General features: G+C 47.7%; 16 protein-coding genes. 14 read left to right on the forward strand and 2 right to left on the reverse strand.

Annotated elements, in window-relative coordinates; translation table 11 throughout:
* Nucleotides 1-57: 57 nt before the first annotated feature.
* Nucleotides 58-486: a MarR family winged helix-turn-helix transcriptional regulator gene (locus ACFVRY_RS07645; protein ID WP_387498891.1), complete on the reverse strand. Its 429-nt coding sequence runs from the start codon at nt 484-486 to the stop codon at nt 58-60.
* Between the two features lie 133 nt (nt 487-619).
* Between ACFVRY_RS07645 and ACFVRY_RS07650 the strand changes: the two genes are divergently transcribed.
* From ACFVRY_RS07650 to ACFVRY_RS07680, 7 genes are all read left to right on the forward strand, one after another.
* A complete protein-coding gene (locus ACFVRY_RS07650; protein WP_387498893.1) occupies nt 620-1,207 on the forward strand; it encodes an NAD(P)H-dependent oxidoreductase in 588 nt (195 codons plus the stop codon).
* Between the two features lie 100 nt (nt 1,208-1,307).
* A complete protein-coding gene (locus tag ACFVRY_RS07655) occupies nt 1,308-1,763 on the forward strand; it encodes a MarR family winged helix-turn-helix transcriptional regulator (protein ID WP_387498895.1) in 456 nt (151 codons plus the stop codon).
* A gap of 37 nt (nt 1,764-1,800) precedes the next feature.
* Complete coding sequence (locus ACFVRY_RS07660; protein ID WP_387498897.1) at nt 1,801-2,265, forward strand: GNAT family N-acetyltransferase; 465 nt, start codon at nt 1,801-1,803, stop codon at nt 2,263-2,265.
* A gap of 90 nt (nt 2,266-2,355) precedes the next feature.
* The gene (locus ACFVRY_RS07665) at nt 2,356-3,804 is read left to right on the forward strand and encodes an alpha/beta hydrolase family protein (RefSeq protein ID WP_387498899.1); all 1,449 of its coding nucleotides are present in this window, start codon (nt 2,356-2,358) and stop codon (nt 3,802-3,804) included.
* A 35-nt stretch (nt 3,805-3,839) separates the two neighbouring features.
* On the forward strand, nt 3,840-4,256 hold the full coding sequence (locus ACFVRY_RS07670) for a MerR family transcriptional regulator (RefSeq protein ID WP_387498901.1): 417 nt from the start codon (nt 3,840-3,842) through the stop codon (nt 4,254-4,256).
* Nucleotides 4,257-4,282: 26 nt separating this feature from the next.
* A complete protein-coding gene (locus ACFVRY_RS07675) occupies nt 4,283-4,720 on the forward strand; it encodes an HAD-IIB family hydrolase (RefSeq protein ID WP_387498903.1) in 438 nt (145 codons plus the stop codon).
* Nucleotides 4,675-4,779, forward strand: coding sequence for an HAD hydrolase family protein (locus tag ACFVRY_RS07680; RefSeq protein WP_387498905.1), 105 nt, complete (start codon nt 4,675-4,677; stop codon nt 4,777-4,779). Before ACFVRY_RS07675 ends, ACFVRY_RS07680 begins: the two co-directional genes overlap by 46 nt.
* 99 nt (nt 4,780-4,878) lie before the next feature.
* Here ACFVRY_RS07680 and ACFVRY_RS07685 read toward each other — a convergent pair whose 3' ends face one another.
* Nucleotides 4,879-5,850: an S-layer homology domain-containing protein gene (locus ACFVRY_RS07685; RefSeq protein ID WP_387498907.1), complete on the reverse strand. Its 972-nt coding sequence runs from the start codon at nt 5,848-5,850 to the stop codon at nt 4,879-4,881.
* A 104-nt stretch (nt 5,851-5,954) separates the two neighbouring features.
* Here ACFVRY_RS07685 and ACFVRY_RS07690 point away from each other — a divergent pair, with 104 nt between their 5' ends.
* From ACFVRY_RS07690 to ACFVRY_RS07720, 7 genes are all read left to right on the forward strand, one after another.
* Complete coding sequence (locus ACFVRY_RS07690) at nt 5,955-7,931, forward strand: GTP-binding protein (RefSeq protein ID WP_387498909.1); 1,977 nt, start codon at nt 5,955-5,957, stop codon at nt 7,929-7,931.
* A gap of 90 nt (nt 7,932-8,021) precedes the next feature.
* A complete protein-coding gene (locus tag ACFVRY_RS07695; protein ID WP_387498911.1) occupies nt 8,022-8,195 on the forward strand; it encodes a hypothetical protein in 174 nt (57 codons plus the stop codon).
* 621 nt (nt 8,196-8,816) lie between these two features.
* Entirely contained in the window at nt 8,817-9,845 is a 1,029-nt protein-coding gene (locus ACFVRY_RS07700) for a TIR domain-containing protein (RefSeq protein WP_387498912.1), read from the forward strand.
* On the forward strand, nt 9,826-10,050 hold the full coding sequence (locus ACFVRY_RS07705) for a hypothetical protein (protein WP_387498914.1): 225 nt from the start codon (nt 9,826-9,828) through the stop codon (nt 10,048-10,050). The genes ACFVRY_RS07700 and ACFVRY_RS07705 overlap by 20 nt, the downstream gene beginning before the upstream one ends.
* A 160-nt stretch (nt 10,051-10,210) precedes the next feature.
* Nucleotides 10,211-11,797, forward strand: coding sequence for a response regulator (locus ACFVRY_RS07710; RefSeq protein WP_387498916.1), 1,587 nt, complete (start codon nt 10,211-10,213; stop codon nt 11,795-11,797).
* The gene (locus tag ACFVRY_RS07715) at nt 11,794-13,590 is read left to right on the forward strand and encodes a cache domain-containing sensor histidine kinase (RefSeq protein ID WP_387498918.1); all 1,797 of its coding nucleotides are present in this window, start codon (nt 11,794-11,796) and stop codon (nt 13,588-13,590) included. Before ACFVRY_RS07710 ends, ACFVRY_RS07715 begins: the two co-directional genes overlap by 4 nt.
* A gap of 233 nt (nt 13,591-13,823) precedes the next feature.
* On the forward strand, nt 13,824-15,110 hold the full coding sequence (locus tag ACFVRY_RS07720; RefSeq protein WP_387498920.1) for an ABC transporter substrate-binding protein: 1,287 nt from the start codon (nt 13,824-13,826) through the stop codon (nt 15,108-15,110).
* Nucleotides 15,111-15,131 lie beyond the last annotated feature (21 nt).

Genomic DNA, 15,131 nt, shown 5'->3' on the forward strand with positions numbered 1-15,131 from the left:
ATGTTGTTCATACTTACCCGTGCAAACTACTGAAGAATCGGGTCAGCTGGCAATGAATCAATAAAACACTTTCGTATGCAGCAGATCTATAGCTTGCTCTAACTCCTTCAGCTCGTCTTCGGAGATGTCCTGTAAGCGTTCATCGAACTGGGCTTCAATCCGGCGGAACACTTCATTCATCAGCGCTTCCCCTTTGGCCGACAGCCGGATGTATTGTTTGCGCCGGTCCTCCAGATCAGTAACCTTCTCACAGAACTGCTTCTCGCTTAGCTTCTTGATTTCCCGGCTCGTATTCGGCATGGACATATGCATACATTCACTGATACTGCTGAGCGTAGATGGCTGACTGACAGCAATGTATTCGAGGATCTTATATTGAACGGTGGTAATATCACCCGGTCTGACATCTTTGGTGAAATCATTCGATATTTGATGCACAGCAGCTGTAAAAGCCAAGAATTTTTGAAAAATAGCACTCTTGTCCACAGAATCCCCTCCCTTGACAACATAGCAAATTAATTATCAAAAAACAATTATCAAATGAATATTATCAATTGACAACTAATTATTGACCGTGCTACCATTTTGTTATCAAATGATAAGTAAAGGGGTTCAAATTATGAAAATGCTCGTCATCTATACGCATCCCAATCATCAAAGCTTGAGCTACGCCTTTCTAGAGGAGGTTCTTAGAGGCAGCCAGGAGAATAGCAACATCAGTGAAATTAAGGTGCTGGATCTTTACGAAGAAGGCTTTGATCCCGTTCTGGTGTTCAATGAGCATAAGCGCAGACGGGATATGCACACAGAACCCGCGCTTGCCAAGTACCGGGAACAGCTTCTATGGGCAGATAAGATTGTATTCATATATCCGATCTGGTGGGGGCGGCCACCGGCGATGCTTATGGGCTATATTGACCAAATGTTCGCGTCGGGATTTGCTTATAAGGATACAGGTAAGCTGCTGCCGGAGGGGCTGCTGAAAGGGAAATCGGCCGTCTGTATCTCGGTCATGCAAGGACCTGCCAACTATCTGCTGTTGTTCCTGAACAACGCGCACAAGGCTTTAATGCGCAAAGGATTACTCAATTATGTCGGCATCAAGAAGGTGAAGTTCTTCGAATTCGGTAGTATGGAGAGTCCGCGTGGACGGCATAAGGTGAAGCTGAACAAGATTTATCGTTATTTTCAGGCGGTTGGACGCTAATGTTATTCTATTTTGTTGCGTTTACAACAATTTTGATATAATATAATGTTGTGAATGCAACAAAAATAATGAATCTCATTACACGCTAGGAGCTACCCCCATGAAAGAAATACTGAGAGAAGTCGGTATGATTGCCAGATGTTTTGAATCTATCAGCAATATCGAATTTAAAGAAATTCACCTTGCGAAAGGGCAATATTTATATCTTGTACGGATATGCGAGAACCCTGGCATTATTCAGGAGCGGGTTGCAGATATGCTGAAGGTGGATCGGACAACGGCTTCGCGTTCCATTAAAAATCTTGTCTCGGGTGGACTGATAGAGAAGCAAAGTGATCCAGACAACAAGAAGATATTGAAGCTGTACCCAACAGCAGAAGGAAGACGAATCTATCCGTTTTTAAAAAGAGAAGAGGAGTACTCCAATTCTGTAGCCTTGCAGGGCTTTTCCGAAGCCGAACTGGAAGTTGCTTTAAAGCTGCTGCACAGGATGCGGACTAACATAGAGACGGATTGGGAATTGGTTAAAAAAGGTGGCAAGCGTCACTACACTTGATTGAAGGTGAGACAACCGATAAGGAGAGACATGCGATATGAGTACGATCGAAATCATTAATTATGAGAAACAATACCATGAGGATTTTAGAAGGCTGTCTTATGAGTGGCTGGAGAAGTATGTCTCCGTGGAGCCGGAAGATGAGAGAATCTTAGCCAATCCTGGAGAGATTATTTTGGATAAGGGTGGGTTTATCTTTCTGGCCATGTATCGCGGTGAGGTGGTAGGAACGGCATCTTTGATCAGAGTGGATGATGCTGTATTCGAACTAGCCAAGTTCGCAGTAACCGAGCAATATCAGAGACTGGGGATCGGAAGACGCTTAATGGATCATTGCTTAAAGGTTGCGAGACAGGAACAGTCAGCGAAAATCATTCTGTACACCAACCACAAACTTGTCCCGGCCATAGCCTTATATAGAAAATATAACTTTATAGATGTACCTATTGCTGACAATAAGTATATAGAGTCCGATATGCGAATGGAGCTTCGCCTAATCTAATGATTAACTAAATTTAATCAAAGAAGCTTGACCTTGCAGTATACTTCAACGTTTAAGGTGTATGTATCATAGATGTTGGGGGTATTGCTCATGAGATTACTGGAAGTTGTTGTTGTGCTGGTGGTTCTGGCCGTTACAGGCGGAATGCTCTTTGGAAAAAGAGAGCGGCGCTGGAACACCATTATGTTGTGGTCCTTAGGACTGATTGTGCTGTTGCACGCCATTATAGATAAGGTCCGGTTACAAATGGTTCCCGCCTATGCCGTAGCACTGGTGCTGATTATCGTGTTGTTGGTTAGACAGATCAAACCTATCGGCCAAGCGCGTATCCGGTCCTGGTGGAGCAAGAGCCTGCTGTCTGTTCTGGTTCTGGCATTATCGGGTGTGGCGGTATATCTGAGCGTACTGTTGCCTGTGTTCACCATGCCTGAGCCGTCTGGAAAATATGCGATTGGCACGGTATCCCGTCAGCTGACGGATGAATCCCGTACAGAGACTTTGGGGGACCAGCCTGGCAGCAAGCGCGAACTGATGGTGAATGTGTGGTATCCAGTAGACCCGGATCAGGCCAAAGGGAAGCCGAAGGAGCATTATCCAGGAGACTTGGGAGAAGCCATCAGTCTGGTGTTCGGCTTTCCGAAGCAGCTGTTTGATTATGTAGGCCTGGTGCCTACACATGTAGTAGATGGAGTCACAGTTTCATCGGACCAAGACCATTATCCAGTGGTGTTATTCTCACCGGGGGTTCGCTCCACCCGCTTTCAGAGTCTGACCGCTATTGAGGAGCTCGTAAGCAACGGATATATTGTGGTGGGTATGGATCATCCTTACACCTCGGCCAAAGTCACGTTCCTGGATGGTCATGCTGCACTTTATAAACCTGATCCAGAATTTTCGACCTCGGCAGAGGTGTACCGGCAGAACATCAAAGGCGTTGGAATTCGTGTGGAGGATAGTCGCTTTGTTCTGGATACCCTTGAAGTGTGGAATGTGCAAGACCCAGATGGGTTGCTGCAAGGCAAGCTGGACTTGGATCATGTCGGTATCTTCGGGCATTCCTACGGCGGGGCAACGACTGCAGAGGCACTTGCGCAGGATGACCGGTTCAAGGCAGGGGTCAGTCTGGAGGGCGGATTCTGGGGTGATGTTGCCCATACCGGCCTCAAGCAGCCTTTCATGTACATGATGACTGGCGGCACGGCGAAGATGCTCGACGCCTCAATAACGAACAAGGACAAAGTGTTCTATGAGGAGTTTATTCCCGATCTGGAGTCGGCAATGACGCATAGCACCAGCGACACCTATTATTTGACGGTGGAGCCTTTCTTTCACCAGAGCTTCACAGATATTGCCCTGCTAGCCCCGTCCCTTTTTGCGAAGGACATAGATCCGGTCCATAATGTTGATATTACCAGATCCTACGTTCGGGCCTTCTTCGACCAATATTTAAAAGGAGAAGAACAGCAATTAATGGACGGGCCTTCTGCCGATTATCCGGAAGTGAAGTTCGACGACCTTTACACGAAGAAAAGAATGTAAGCTGGACATGAGGCACAAGACAGGGGGGCACTGACATGGAAGGAATGACACGCGGGGAGCTGGCGAAGCAGACAGGGGTCAGCATGGCGACGATCCGTTACTATGAGGATTCTGGTATCCTGCCCCCTCCGGCACGGATTGCCAATGGCTACCGCGTATACTCCGAGGATTATGTGGTGAAGATCCGGTTCATTAAGGATGCCCAATCTCTGGGGTATCCTCTAAAGCAAATCAAAGAAATTCTCCATGATCTCAACCAGGGTATAGGGAAATATTCGCTGGAGTCTGGTGAGGAGATTTTGAAGGAACGGGTACGTGATAAAATCCAGGAAATCGACGAGAGGATCGCTACGCTCCGGTCCATTCAGACCTTGCTCTCCAGTCTGCTGGAGATGCCTAAGGAAGAGATCCATGATTATCTGCAATCGTTTCAAAATAGAGAACAGGTGTAATCTATGACATGTTCAGGAGGATACATATGGATTGTAAAATGGTTTTCTTCGACATAGACGGAACGCTTACGAGTCATGAGGATGGCAGGATTCTGGAGGATACCCGAGCAGCGCTCCGGGCGTTGCACAGGAACGGTATCAAGGTGGGGGCAGCCACCGGGCGACCGCTGTCCATGTGTGGAGAACTTAGCCAGCTTGGCATTGAAACTGTGATTACCGCGAACGGAGGATATGCGAAGCATAAAGATGAAGTGATCCATAAGCTGCCGATGAAGCTGGATTATCTCAGGGAGGTTTTTGAGTTCGCACGAATGAAGAATCATGGATTGTCCTTTTACACTGAAGACTTCTCCATGAATGGAGTCCAGGATGCGGAGAGACTGCGGGCCTTGAAGGAGACGCTGGCCTTGGTATTGCCATGGGCAATGCAGGGGACAGACTTAAGCAATCCGCAGACTTTGTGACGAGATCATCCAGCGAGGGCGGAATTGAGTATGCGCTGAAGAAATACGGACTCATATAATCGATGCTTTGCGAAAGGTAAAAAAGCAGGCCATGCTCCCCGCGGGAAATCATAGCCTGCTTATATTGTTTTCTAGTGGTTACTTGTCTTCCACGTGTATTACTTGATACCTGGAGCTGGGGAGCTGGTACCGTTCACGGACTTTGCTACGGCTGTGTAGCCTTCCGGAAGGTACGTAACTGCTGAACCTTTGGTAATGACCTGCGGATACATTTTCCCAGGCTCAGGGTCTGTTACATTGAAATAGATCGTAGCTGTCTTGTCTTTGCCAAACTCGATCTTCTCAATCACCAGTCCATAGCCGGGGTTAGGCAGGTTGTTCACGGTCAATGTCACTTTATTGACGCCCTCTGAAGCTTTGGTCACGTTGATATCCGTCTCGTAGTTGTAGCCTGGTGCATTGGCGCTATCATCTGGTGCTGCAATGTTCTTGGCGAATTGGGCCGTATCGTAAATCCAGGCTGCGGCTTGTGAGCGGGTTACGGGATCATTTGGCCGGAATTTCCCGTTCTTGTCCAGCTGAACAAGATGTGTGTTGAGCAGAATTTGCAGGTTACTCATAACTTCATTGGAGAGTTTGTCCCCGTCTGTAATATTAAAAAACATCATCGTCACTGGGAAATTGCCTTTTGTCTTGAGCGCTTCAGCGAGCAGGTGTGCGAACTGCGCGCGCGACATCGCTGCGTTAGGGTCCACATTCTTGTCGAGTGGAAGTCCGTTCTGCTTCGCGGTCAGGAAAGCAGAGGCATACCAGGCTTTATCGTTTACATGGGAAAAATAACTGCTTACAGTGCCCGTGCTACCGGCATCGGGCTTCGGCGACAGCTTTAAACCGCTGACGATGAATTGAATGCCTTGTGCAAAGGTTACACTGCTCTTCGGCGCGAACTTGTCACTCGTAACACCGTTAATCATGCCATCCTTATGCAGGGCATTAATCTTGGCCTCCGCCGGATCTCCCTTCAGATCGGAGAATGCAAATGCCGATGTCCCGAAGGACACGCTTGCCGCTAGAATACTGCACGCTATCGTCATTTGTTTAGCGCTATGGATGAATGTCATTTTCTTCATTGTGCCTCACCTCTTATCTTCTTAGATGGGGGATTGTCTCAAAATGTTGCAGGAACTTATAATAAACTTATAACTTTTAAGTGAGTGACAGGAGATCTATAGAGATGGGGCAGCAGAGGATGGAACGGATTAATATCGGAATTTTTGCCCATGTTGATGCCGGAAAGACGACAACAACGGAGCATATTTTATATGAGAGCGGTCGCATCCGTTCGCTAGGTAGCGTCGATACCGGCACGGCGCTGACCGATTCGCTTGATGTGGAACGTCAGCGGGGGATATCGGTACGGGCGGCGCTGGCTTCCTTTGCGTGGAAAGGGGTACAGGTGAATTTGGTCGATACTCCAGGCCACGTCGATTTTCTCTCAGAGGTTGAGCGCTCACTCCGGGTGATGGACTGCGCGGTGCTGATTCTCTCTGCAGTCGAGGGCGTGCAGGCGCAAAGCGAGATGATCTGGAGCGCCCTGCGTAAGCTGAAGATTCCCACAATTATATTTATGAATAAAATGGACCGGACCGGCGCGAACCCGGAAGCGGTGCTGGCTCAGGCCCATACGTATCTATCCGGGGATATTATCCCGATTCAAGAGCCTCTTGGCAGGGAGCAGGATTATGCCGGCACTGCGGATTTATGGGAGAATGGCGCGGATTCCGCTGCGCAGACTGAACTGCTGGAAGCCTTGGCTGAGCGGGATGAGGCTTTGCTGGAGACCTATATGGCTGGCGATTCACTTGATCTTGCCATATGGCGGAACCATCTTGCGGATCGTGCAGCAGCTGCGGAGCTGTTTCCGCTGGTCTATGGTGCCGCTGCCAAGGGAATGGGCGTTACTGCCTTGCTGGACGCTATGATTCAGTATTTCCCAAGAGCGGGCGGAGATGCAGAGCTTCCCGTATCCGGCATTGTATATAACATTCAGCGGGATAAAAGTATGGGGCGGATGGCTTTTGTCCGCTTGTACGAGGGTACGATTCGCAATCGTGATGCTGTGCAGAATTACTCGCAGAATATCCAGGGCAAGATTACCCAGATCCGTAAGGTCGAGGGTGGTCGTACTGAGGATATTGGCGCTCTGGAAGCCGGAGATATCGGCGTGGTGTACGGCCTGTCAGGGGTGCGGATCGGCGATGTATTAGGCCGTCCAGATGCGATTCCGCAAGAGGCTAAGCTCGCGGTACCGCTGCTGACGGTGCGTGTACATTGGGCAGAAGCAGCAGACGATCACAAAGTGATTGCCGCCATGCAGGAGCTGGCCGACGAAGACCCGCTGCTGGATGCGCAGTGGCTCCCGGAGGAACGGGAGCTGCACATCAAGGTGATGGGGCCGATTCAACTGGAGATTCTCGGCAGCGTGATGGAGAGTCGTTACGGCCTTGCAGTCACCTTCGGGCAGCCGTCGGTGATCTATAAAGAGACGCCTGCACGTGCGGGTGAAGGCTTCATCGCCTATACAATGCCTAAGCCCTGCTGGGCGATCTTGCGGTTCCAGATTGAACCAGGGCCGCTGGGCAGCGGCCTGGTTTACGATTCGGTCGTGCGCAGCTCCGACCTGCTGCCGCAATACCAGAATGAGACGGCCCGGCGAGTGCCGGAGGCCTTGCAGCAGGGATTGTACGGCTGGGAGGTCACCGACCTGAAGGTGACATTGGTGGAGGGGCAGCACCATGTGTGGCATACCCACCCGCTGGATTTTGCCGTGGCGACGCCAATGGGCATCATGGACGGGCTGGCCCGCGTTGGCACCAAGTTGCTGGAGCCGGTGCTCCAGGTGCGGATTGTGGTGCCCGAGGAGAACGGTGGTCGCGTCATGAACGACCTCGTGCAGATGCGCGGCACCTTCGAGCCGCCGGTGCTGCTGGGCGACCGGATGGTCATCGAAGGCCGTCTGCCGCTGGCGACATCGCTCGATTATCCGGTCACGCTAAGCTCCTTCACGAAGGGGCGCAGCACGTTCACTTCTTTTTTTGCCGGATACGAAGAATGCCCGCCCGACGTTACCGCCGAGCGCACCCGCCGTGGTGTGAACCCGCTGGATCAGTCGAAGTATATTCTCAGCGTGCGCAAGGCGCTGCAGGGGTAGGCGAGGGGGAGTGTTTTCTGGATTCGAGCGTGGTGAGTGAGTAGATATAGTTTGAAGGTATAGGTAGTAGGTGTGGTAGTAAGGGTAGGTATGGGTGTAAGAGTAGGTGTGGATGTAGAGGCAGGTGTTGATGCAAGTGTAGGTATGGATGTAAAAGCAGATGCGGACGTAAGGGCAGGTATGGGTGTAAGAGTAGGTGTGGATGTAGGAGCAGATGTGGATGCAAATGCAGGTATGGATGTAAGGTTAGGTGTGTGGATATAAGAGTAAGTGTGAATGCATGTGTAAAGGCGTAGATGTAAGTGCAGGTTGTAGTTGTATGTGCAGGTAGTAGGTGTGAGCATAGTGTAACTGCCCGGTTAAATAACTGGAAAAATGGGCGTTAATTAGGCGAAATTACGGCTTCTCTCTAACAATAACAGGAAAAACTCCTGTTAATTTCGCTGATTAGCTTCAATTTCGTATGAATGGAAGAATTAACGGGAGAATTTCCCGTTATTCTGGAGATGGCGCTTAAAAATCCATGATTAACGGTATATTTTCCTGTTAAATAACCCTGTAGCCGTAGCATCCAGTGATACTGGGATATCCTTCATCAAGGGTTTTTCGAATGGACTAATAAAGCAATTTTATGATGCATTTTAAGAATGAGATAAATACCCATGCTTAAATCTTTAAATCTATACTTATTACATTTATCACCATTTATATTGATAACGCTTAAAATTTATATTGGATATGGAATCTTTCTTTAGTAAAAGTATATATATGTAAATATGGGCGTGATATAATTCTAGTTATTTGTCATATTAAGATGAATTCCAAGCACTAAAGGCCAGCAATCTTTTGTTATCTTCATAAAATAACAAAGAGAGGGTCATTGTCGTGAACAAACCCAAAGTATTTATAGGATCATCCCTTGAGGCGAAGCATTATGTGGATGCCATTAACGAAAATTTGAGCTATGTGGCTACGGTGACACCGTGGACCGCTGGCGTTTTTAATGAAAACCGTTACACGATGGAAGATCTGGACGAGCAGCTCACGCAGAGCAGCTTTGCTGTTTTTGTGCTGGCCCCAGATGACCTTGTCACTCTGCGCGGGAAGGTGTATTTAGCACCACGGGACAACACTATTTTTGAGCTGGGAATGTTCTGGGGCAAATTAAAGCGTGAACGGGTCTTCTTCATCTTGCCGCGCTCGGTGCCGCAAGAAGTAGATGGACAAGGGATCGATGGATTTCGTCTGCCTTCGGATCTGCTGGGACTTACTTTGCTGTATTATGAATTGCGGGATGATAATAATTATACGGCTGCTGTAAGTGTGGCTTGTGCGAAAATTACCCGGCAAATCGGGGAAAAGCAGCATTTTGCCGATCCCTATGTCAAGATTCACAGCCTGGAGCGGGACATTCGGATGAAGGATATGCTGCTGATGTTCTTCATCAATTATGTCCGGCCCTCGAACCTCTCGGCTGGCGGGGAATATAATAAATTATATGAGGCTGTCAGAACCAGCTATGACATCTCGTCACTGGAGCAATTCCGAATCCGGGGAGCGGCCATTTGGCGTGCAGAAGGCAATGACGGGATCAGGCAGGTGGCTGGCAATGTCGGCAAAGACCGCTTCTATGCGTTTGAGGACAACGACGGCCGTAACGGTAAGGACCGGATTCTGGTGCTGGATGCTTTTTTACAGGGAACGGTTCAATTTTTTCTGTACCGGGTGCATGTTGCTGCTGAATATATTGTGTGTTATCCTCTAGGTAAGGAATTGGTAATTACGATCCATTTGATTGGCCCTCTGGAACTGACAGCGAAGCACTTCGAGCAGCTCTCCGAGGACAACAAGGAATTTATGAACGTACTCAATTATTTGTTCGGAGGGATTTTAAATGAGCAAACCACGCGGTAATGAGGGCAGCCTTGAGAAAGCGGGGCAAGCCTATAAAGTCTCATCTATCTCCCGTAAGAATCGGGACAGGCTAAGAACAATAGCCCTGAGTAATGAGTCAGACAGAATCGTCAAGGGACCTTCCGTAAGTAGCGATAATGACGTGAATTATATTTTGGTGTACCAAATGGATGCTAATTATGAGAAGCCGTTTTTTGCACGATAACATATAAAGAATGCTGAAGGCAGGAGGATCTTGGGGGACCGGGATCAGCTTGCTTTTTTTGTTGCGGGATGAAGCTGGTTGTCTTTTAAAAGGTTATAAGATAATTTAGTATAGTATTCGTGATTAGTGAGCATGGGCTCTTCAATAAGGGGTGAACAGCATGAGTGAGCTATACAGAGTGTTGGTTGTTGATGATGAACTGTTGGTTAGACAAGGCGTCAAACATATACTGAATTGGGAACAGCATGGCTTCTGTATCGTAGGTGAGGCTTCCAATGGCAAAGAAGCGTTGGAACTGATTGAGGAGCTATCTCCACATATCGTGCTTACCGATGTCGTCATGCCGGTGATGGACGGCGAAGAGCTGACTCGTCTGATTAAGCATAGCTGGCCGGATATTGAAGTGATCGTGCTTAGCAGCTTCAGTGAGTTTGATTATGTTCGTTCCACCTTCCAAAGCGGTGTGTCTGATTATATTCTCAAGCCACATCTGGAGACGAAGATGCTGCTGAGTGTGCTGGAGAGAACGGTAGAAAGACTTCCCGCCAGTCTGCAAAGGAAACCGCAAGCCGATTACACGATCACGTTGAACCAGGTACTGGAGAAGCTCGTTGACCGCTATGAGGTGGAAGTAGATCCGTCGATCCTGGCAGAATGGTTTCCTTACCGGAAGTATTACATAATGGGCACTGCTGTGGATGAGGGTGAGCAACTGTTGGAATCTTTGCAAGCGCTTATTTCGGAGATGACCCTCTATCCATTGCCGGTGAATTCCATCCCAAGACACCCAGAACTGAGAGCTTATGTTGTGAATATCGGACAAGATGCTGAGGTAGAGACTGTTCTTTTGTCCAAGCTGAAGCTATTGTACCCTTCTTCTGTTACAGATAGTGGGGACTTCGTTTGGGCGCTTAGCGGGCCTTTTCATTCACTGGATCAACTAGGGGGCACCTTTCATCGCAGCTTCTTGCCATTGCTATCCTATCGCTTTTTCCTGCCAGTGCCGATGGTGCTTGCACCGTCTGAGCTGCCGCATTTTGAAAAGGTTATCAGAGCCTCAGCGTCCTTAAATGACACCACGTTGCACGCTTTGATGGAGCATATTCGTAGGTTGCAGCTTGAGGAAGGCTTCGGAGTGCTCTATCAATTCATTGCGCAGCAATCGGAGTCGTACAATACGGATGTATTTGAATTCAAATCCTTAATCGGTAATCTGATCTTCAACGTCATTCAGTTGCTGGGCACGATGAACATGAGCTCAGACGCGCTGAATGAGGCGAAATATAGCTATTTCAAATCCATAGAAGAAGCCGGACATGTAACAGATATTATTACGCTGCTCGAGCAGTTCCGGACGCAAATCGATCGCAGCATTCATGAGGCTACATCTTCTTTCCATGATGGCAATCCCAATATGAAGCTGCTGCTTGATTACATTGACAGAAATTATACGGAGCCGATCACATTAACCGAGATGGCTAAGCAATTTCATTTCAATCCTTCGTATTTATCTAGCTTCTTCGCTGCCCATCATCACGAGGGCTTCAAGGAGCATTTGAACCGGGTTCGCATAGATAAGGCTGCTGATTTATTACGGGGCAGTGATCACTCGATCTCTGAGATCGGCAGCATGGTCGGCTACTCGGATCATAGTTATTTCTGCAAAGTTTTTAAGAAGAATACAGGCATTTCTCCGAGCCAATACAGACGACAATATTATACACGAGTGGAGAAGGAGCAGGGATGAAGGAGCGACTTGAACGATTACGATTTCAGGGACTGTTTATTAAAATATTTTTGGTCATGGTGGGTTGTATCATTGCAATTGCCGTATCCGTGGTATGGACCAATCTGCGTATGACGCAGCAGCTGTTTCTGAAGACCTTCAGCATTACCAACTCTAAAGTGCTGGATCAGATTCATAATAACTTCGAGTCCTTTCACTACTCGGTTGTACTTGCAGCCAATCAAGCCCAGCAGAGTGTGACGCTAAAGAGCTATCTGACCGAAAAGGAATCGGACCAGTTGTACCGTGTAATGAACTCCTATTACAACATGACTCAGCAAATGAATCGAATTCAATCCGGGATCACTAGCTATTCGGTGGGTCTGTCGGTAATCGGTAAGAATGGCCGGGATTATACGGGCGTAGTGAATTATGATAAACCAACAGCGCGGGAGCTTAACCGCAGTGCTATAACGACCTATGCAGCAGAGCAGCCTGGCAGAATGATGTATCAATATTATCGGGATGAGCAGGGGAAGCATGCCATTGTCGCTACAAAAGTGTTGCGGGAGCGTACGACAGAACAGCAATACGGCATGTTGTACATCGCTATTGATGAGAGCAGCTTCAAGCCGTTCTATAATAATTTCTCCAGTGAAGGCAACGACTTCATTGTGCTTGATCGTAATGGAACCGTGGTAACAAGCAACCTGTCTGACCTTGAGGGACAGAAGAATGACGAACTGCTGCATGAGGCCAAGTTGGTTCAGGAGCAAGGACAACAAGCCAGGAAGGTCCATATCATGGATCGGGACAAGCTGATGCTCGTGCAATATTTGCCTTCGTATGACTTTTATCTGGTGAATATGATTGACCAGCAAAAAGTGCTCGGACAGATGGTAAACACACGCAGTGTGGTACTCATCTGTCTCTTTATTGTGCTTATTGCTCTGGTAGTTGTCTTCCTGATCTCGCAGAGAATGACCCGGTCGATTACGCTGCTGGCCCGCCAGATGTCCAAAGTGACGCGCCGTAATTTTCATAACTATGTCAAGGTATCCGGGGGCTATGAGATTCGGGAGCTGGGGCGGGCATACAATTATATGCTGGATGAGATCCATGATTATGTGGACAGGCTGGTGGAGACGCAAAAAGGACAGAGAAAGGCGGAGCTCGCAGCCCTTCAGCAGCAGATTAACCCTCATTTTCTATACAATACCTTGGCTTCGGTCAAATTCCTTGTGCAGCAGGGTAGTAAGGATAAGGCTGAACAAACCATTCATGCGTTAATCTCTCTTTTGCAAAATACGATCAGTAATGTGTACGAGACAGTGTCCGTAGAGCAGGAGCTTGTGAATCTGAAGAGTTATGTGTTCATCAATCATATCCGTTACGGGGAGCGGATTCGGGTTCATTTCTTTGTTGCGCCGGATTGCGTGCAGTATCAGGTTCCCAAGCTGATTATTCAGCCATTCATCGAGAATGCATTCTTTCATGCCTTTAACCGCAAAACAGAAGGTGTTATCCATGTTTTAATTGCGAGGGAGGGGCAAAGGCTACTCTGCGAGGTAATCGACAACGGTGATGGCATGGAACTGACGGGCGGGGAAGAGGGAGATCTCCTGAATTCAGCTCAGAACAAGGTGCCCAAGCATTCCAGTAAGCTGTTCTCCGGCATCGGGGTCGCCAATGTGAATGATCGGATCGGACTGTTGTATGGTGAAGAGTTTCAAGTGAACATTACCAGTACCGTTGGTGAAGGGACCAGAGTAAAGATAACGCTTCCTTTAATCGAAAAGACGGAAAATAAGTGATGTAAGCGGTACAAAATCTAATGGAATTACTATAATCCAAAAATAATACATGCCGGTATTAAGCGTAATGTGCATTCGGGCAACAAAAGAACAAATCTATATAAAGGATGTTCTAACGTTACATTGTTGCCCGGTGATATCATTAATTCATGCCTAGTAAGCGTTTTCAGTAATTTTCATGAAATCGCTTTAAAGCGGATCTTACATCATAATCAGTCAAAGGGGCGGGACAAATGAAAAAAGCACTACTCTTAGTATTGGCTTGTATGGTATTGCTGGTGGGTTGCTCTTCCGGTGGATCTAATAAAGAAGCTGCATCCGGGGATGGTCAGAAAGAACTTACAATCTGGGCATGGGACCCTGCCTTTAACATCGCAGCATTGAACATTGCCAAAGAGACTTACAATAAGAAACACCCGGACGTGAAAATTAACATTGTTGAATATGCCCAAGGCGACATTATTCAGAAAATGAATACAGGACTTAACTCGGGAACTACCAAAGGTCTTCCCAACATCGTATTGATCGAAGACTATCGTTCCAAAGGTTTCCTGCAATCGTATCCAGAGTCCTTCTATGATTTGAGCAACAAGATCAAGGGATCAGATTATGCGGATTACAAAATTGGACCGACAAGCATGGACGGCAAGCAATACGGTGTTCCTTTTGACTCCGGTGTAACTGGACTGTATGTCCGTAAAGATATTATCGAGCAAGCCGGCTTCACAATTGACGATCTGAAAGACATCGATTGGAACAGATACATTGAAATCGGTAAAGTGGTCAAAGAAAAAACAGGCAAGGACATGATTACCTTCTCACCAAGTGATCTGGGCTTCGTTCGTGTCATGATTCAATCCGGACATTCCTGGTATATGAAAGAGGATGGCAAGACGCCTGATTTGGCCGATAACAGTACATTGAAGGAAGCCTTCTCGCTGTACAAAGAAATGCTGGATTCCAAGATCGTGAAGATCAATGCCGACTGGAGTCAATTCATCTCCTTCATCAACAATGGCGATGTGGTCACTGTACCTTCGGGGAACTGGTTGACGCCTTCCGTGAAAGCTGAAGTTTCTCAATCTGGAAAATGGGCTGTACTTCCTTTGCCAAAATTGCCTAACACACCGAATGCAACACATGCCTCTAACCTGGGCGGAAGCTCGTGGTACGTCATGAATGTTCCTGGTGCTGAACTGGCGGAAGACTTCCTGGCAGAAACGTTTGGATCTGATGTTGGGATGTACGAAGAACTGCTTAACAAAATCGGAGCGATTGGAACGTTGAAAACAGCTGCGGAAAGTGAAGCCTACAAGAAAACCGATGAGTTCTTTGGCGGTCAGCAAATTGTAAAAGACTTCTCCGAATGGACAGCGCAAATTCCTAACGTGAACTACGGTGTGTCTACCTATGCCATCGAAGATATTCTGGTAGTCGAAATGAACAACTATCTTAATGGCAAGAACCTGGATCAAGTCATGAAAGATGCTCAGGCTCAGGCAGAGACGCAAATTAAGTAAAACACGTAAGTATTTGAGCAT

This window comes from Paenibacillus sp. NPDC057934, from assembly GCF_042887565.1.
Classification (GTDB): domain Bacteria; phylum Bacillota; class Bacilli; order Paenibacillales; family Paenibacillaceae; genus Paenibacillus_AQ.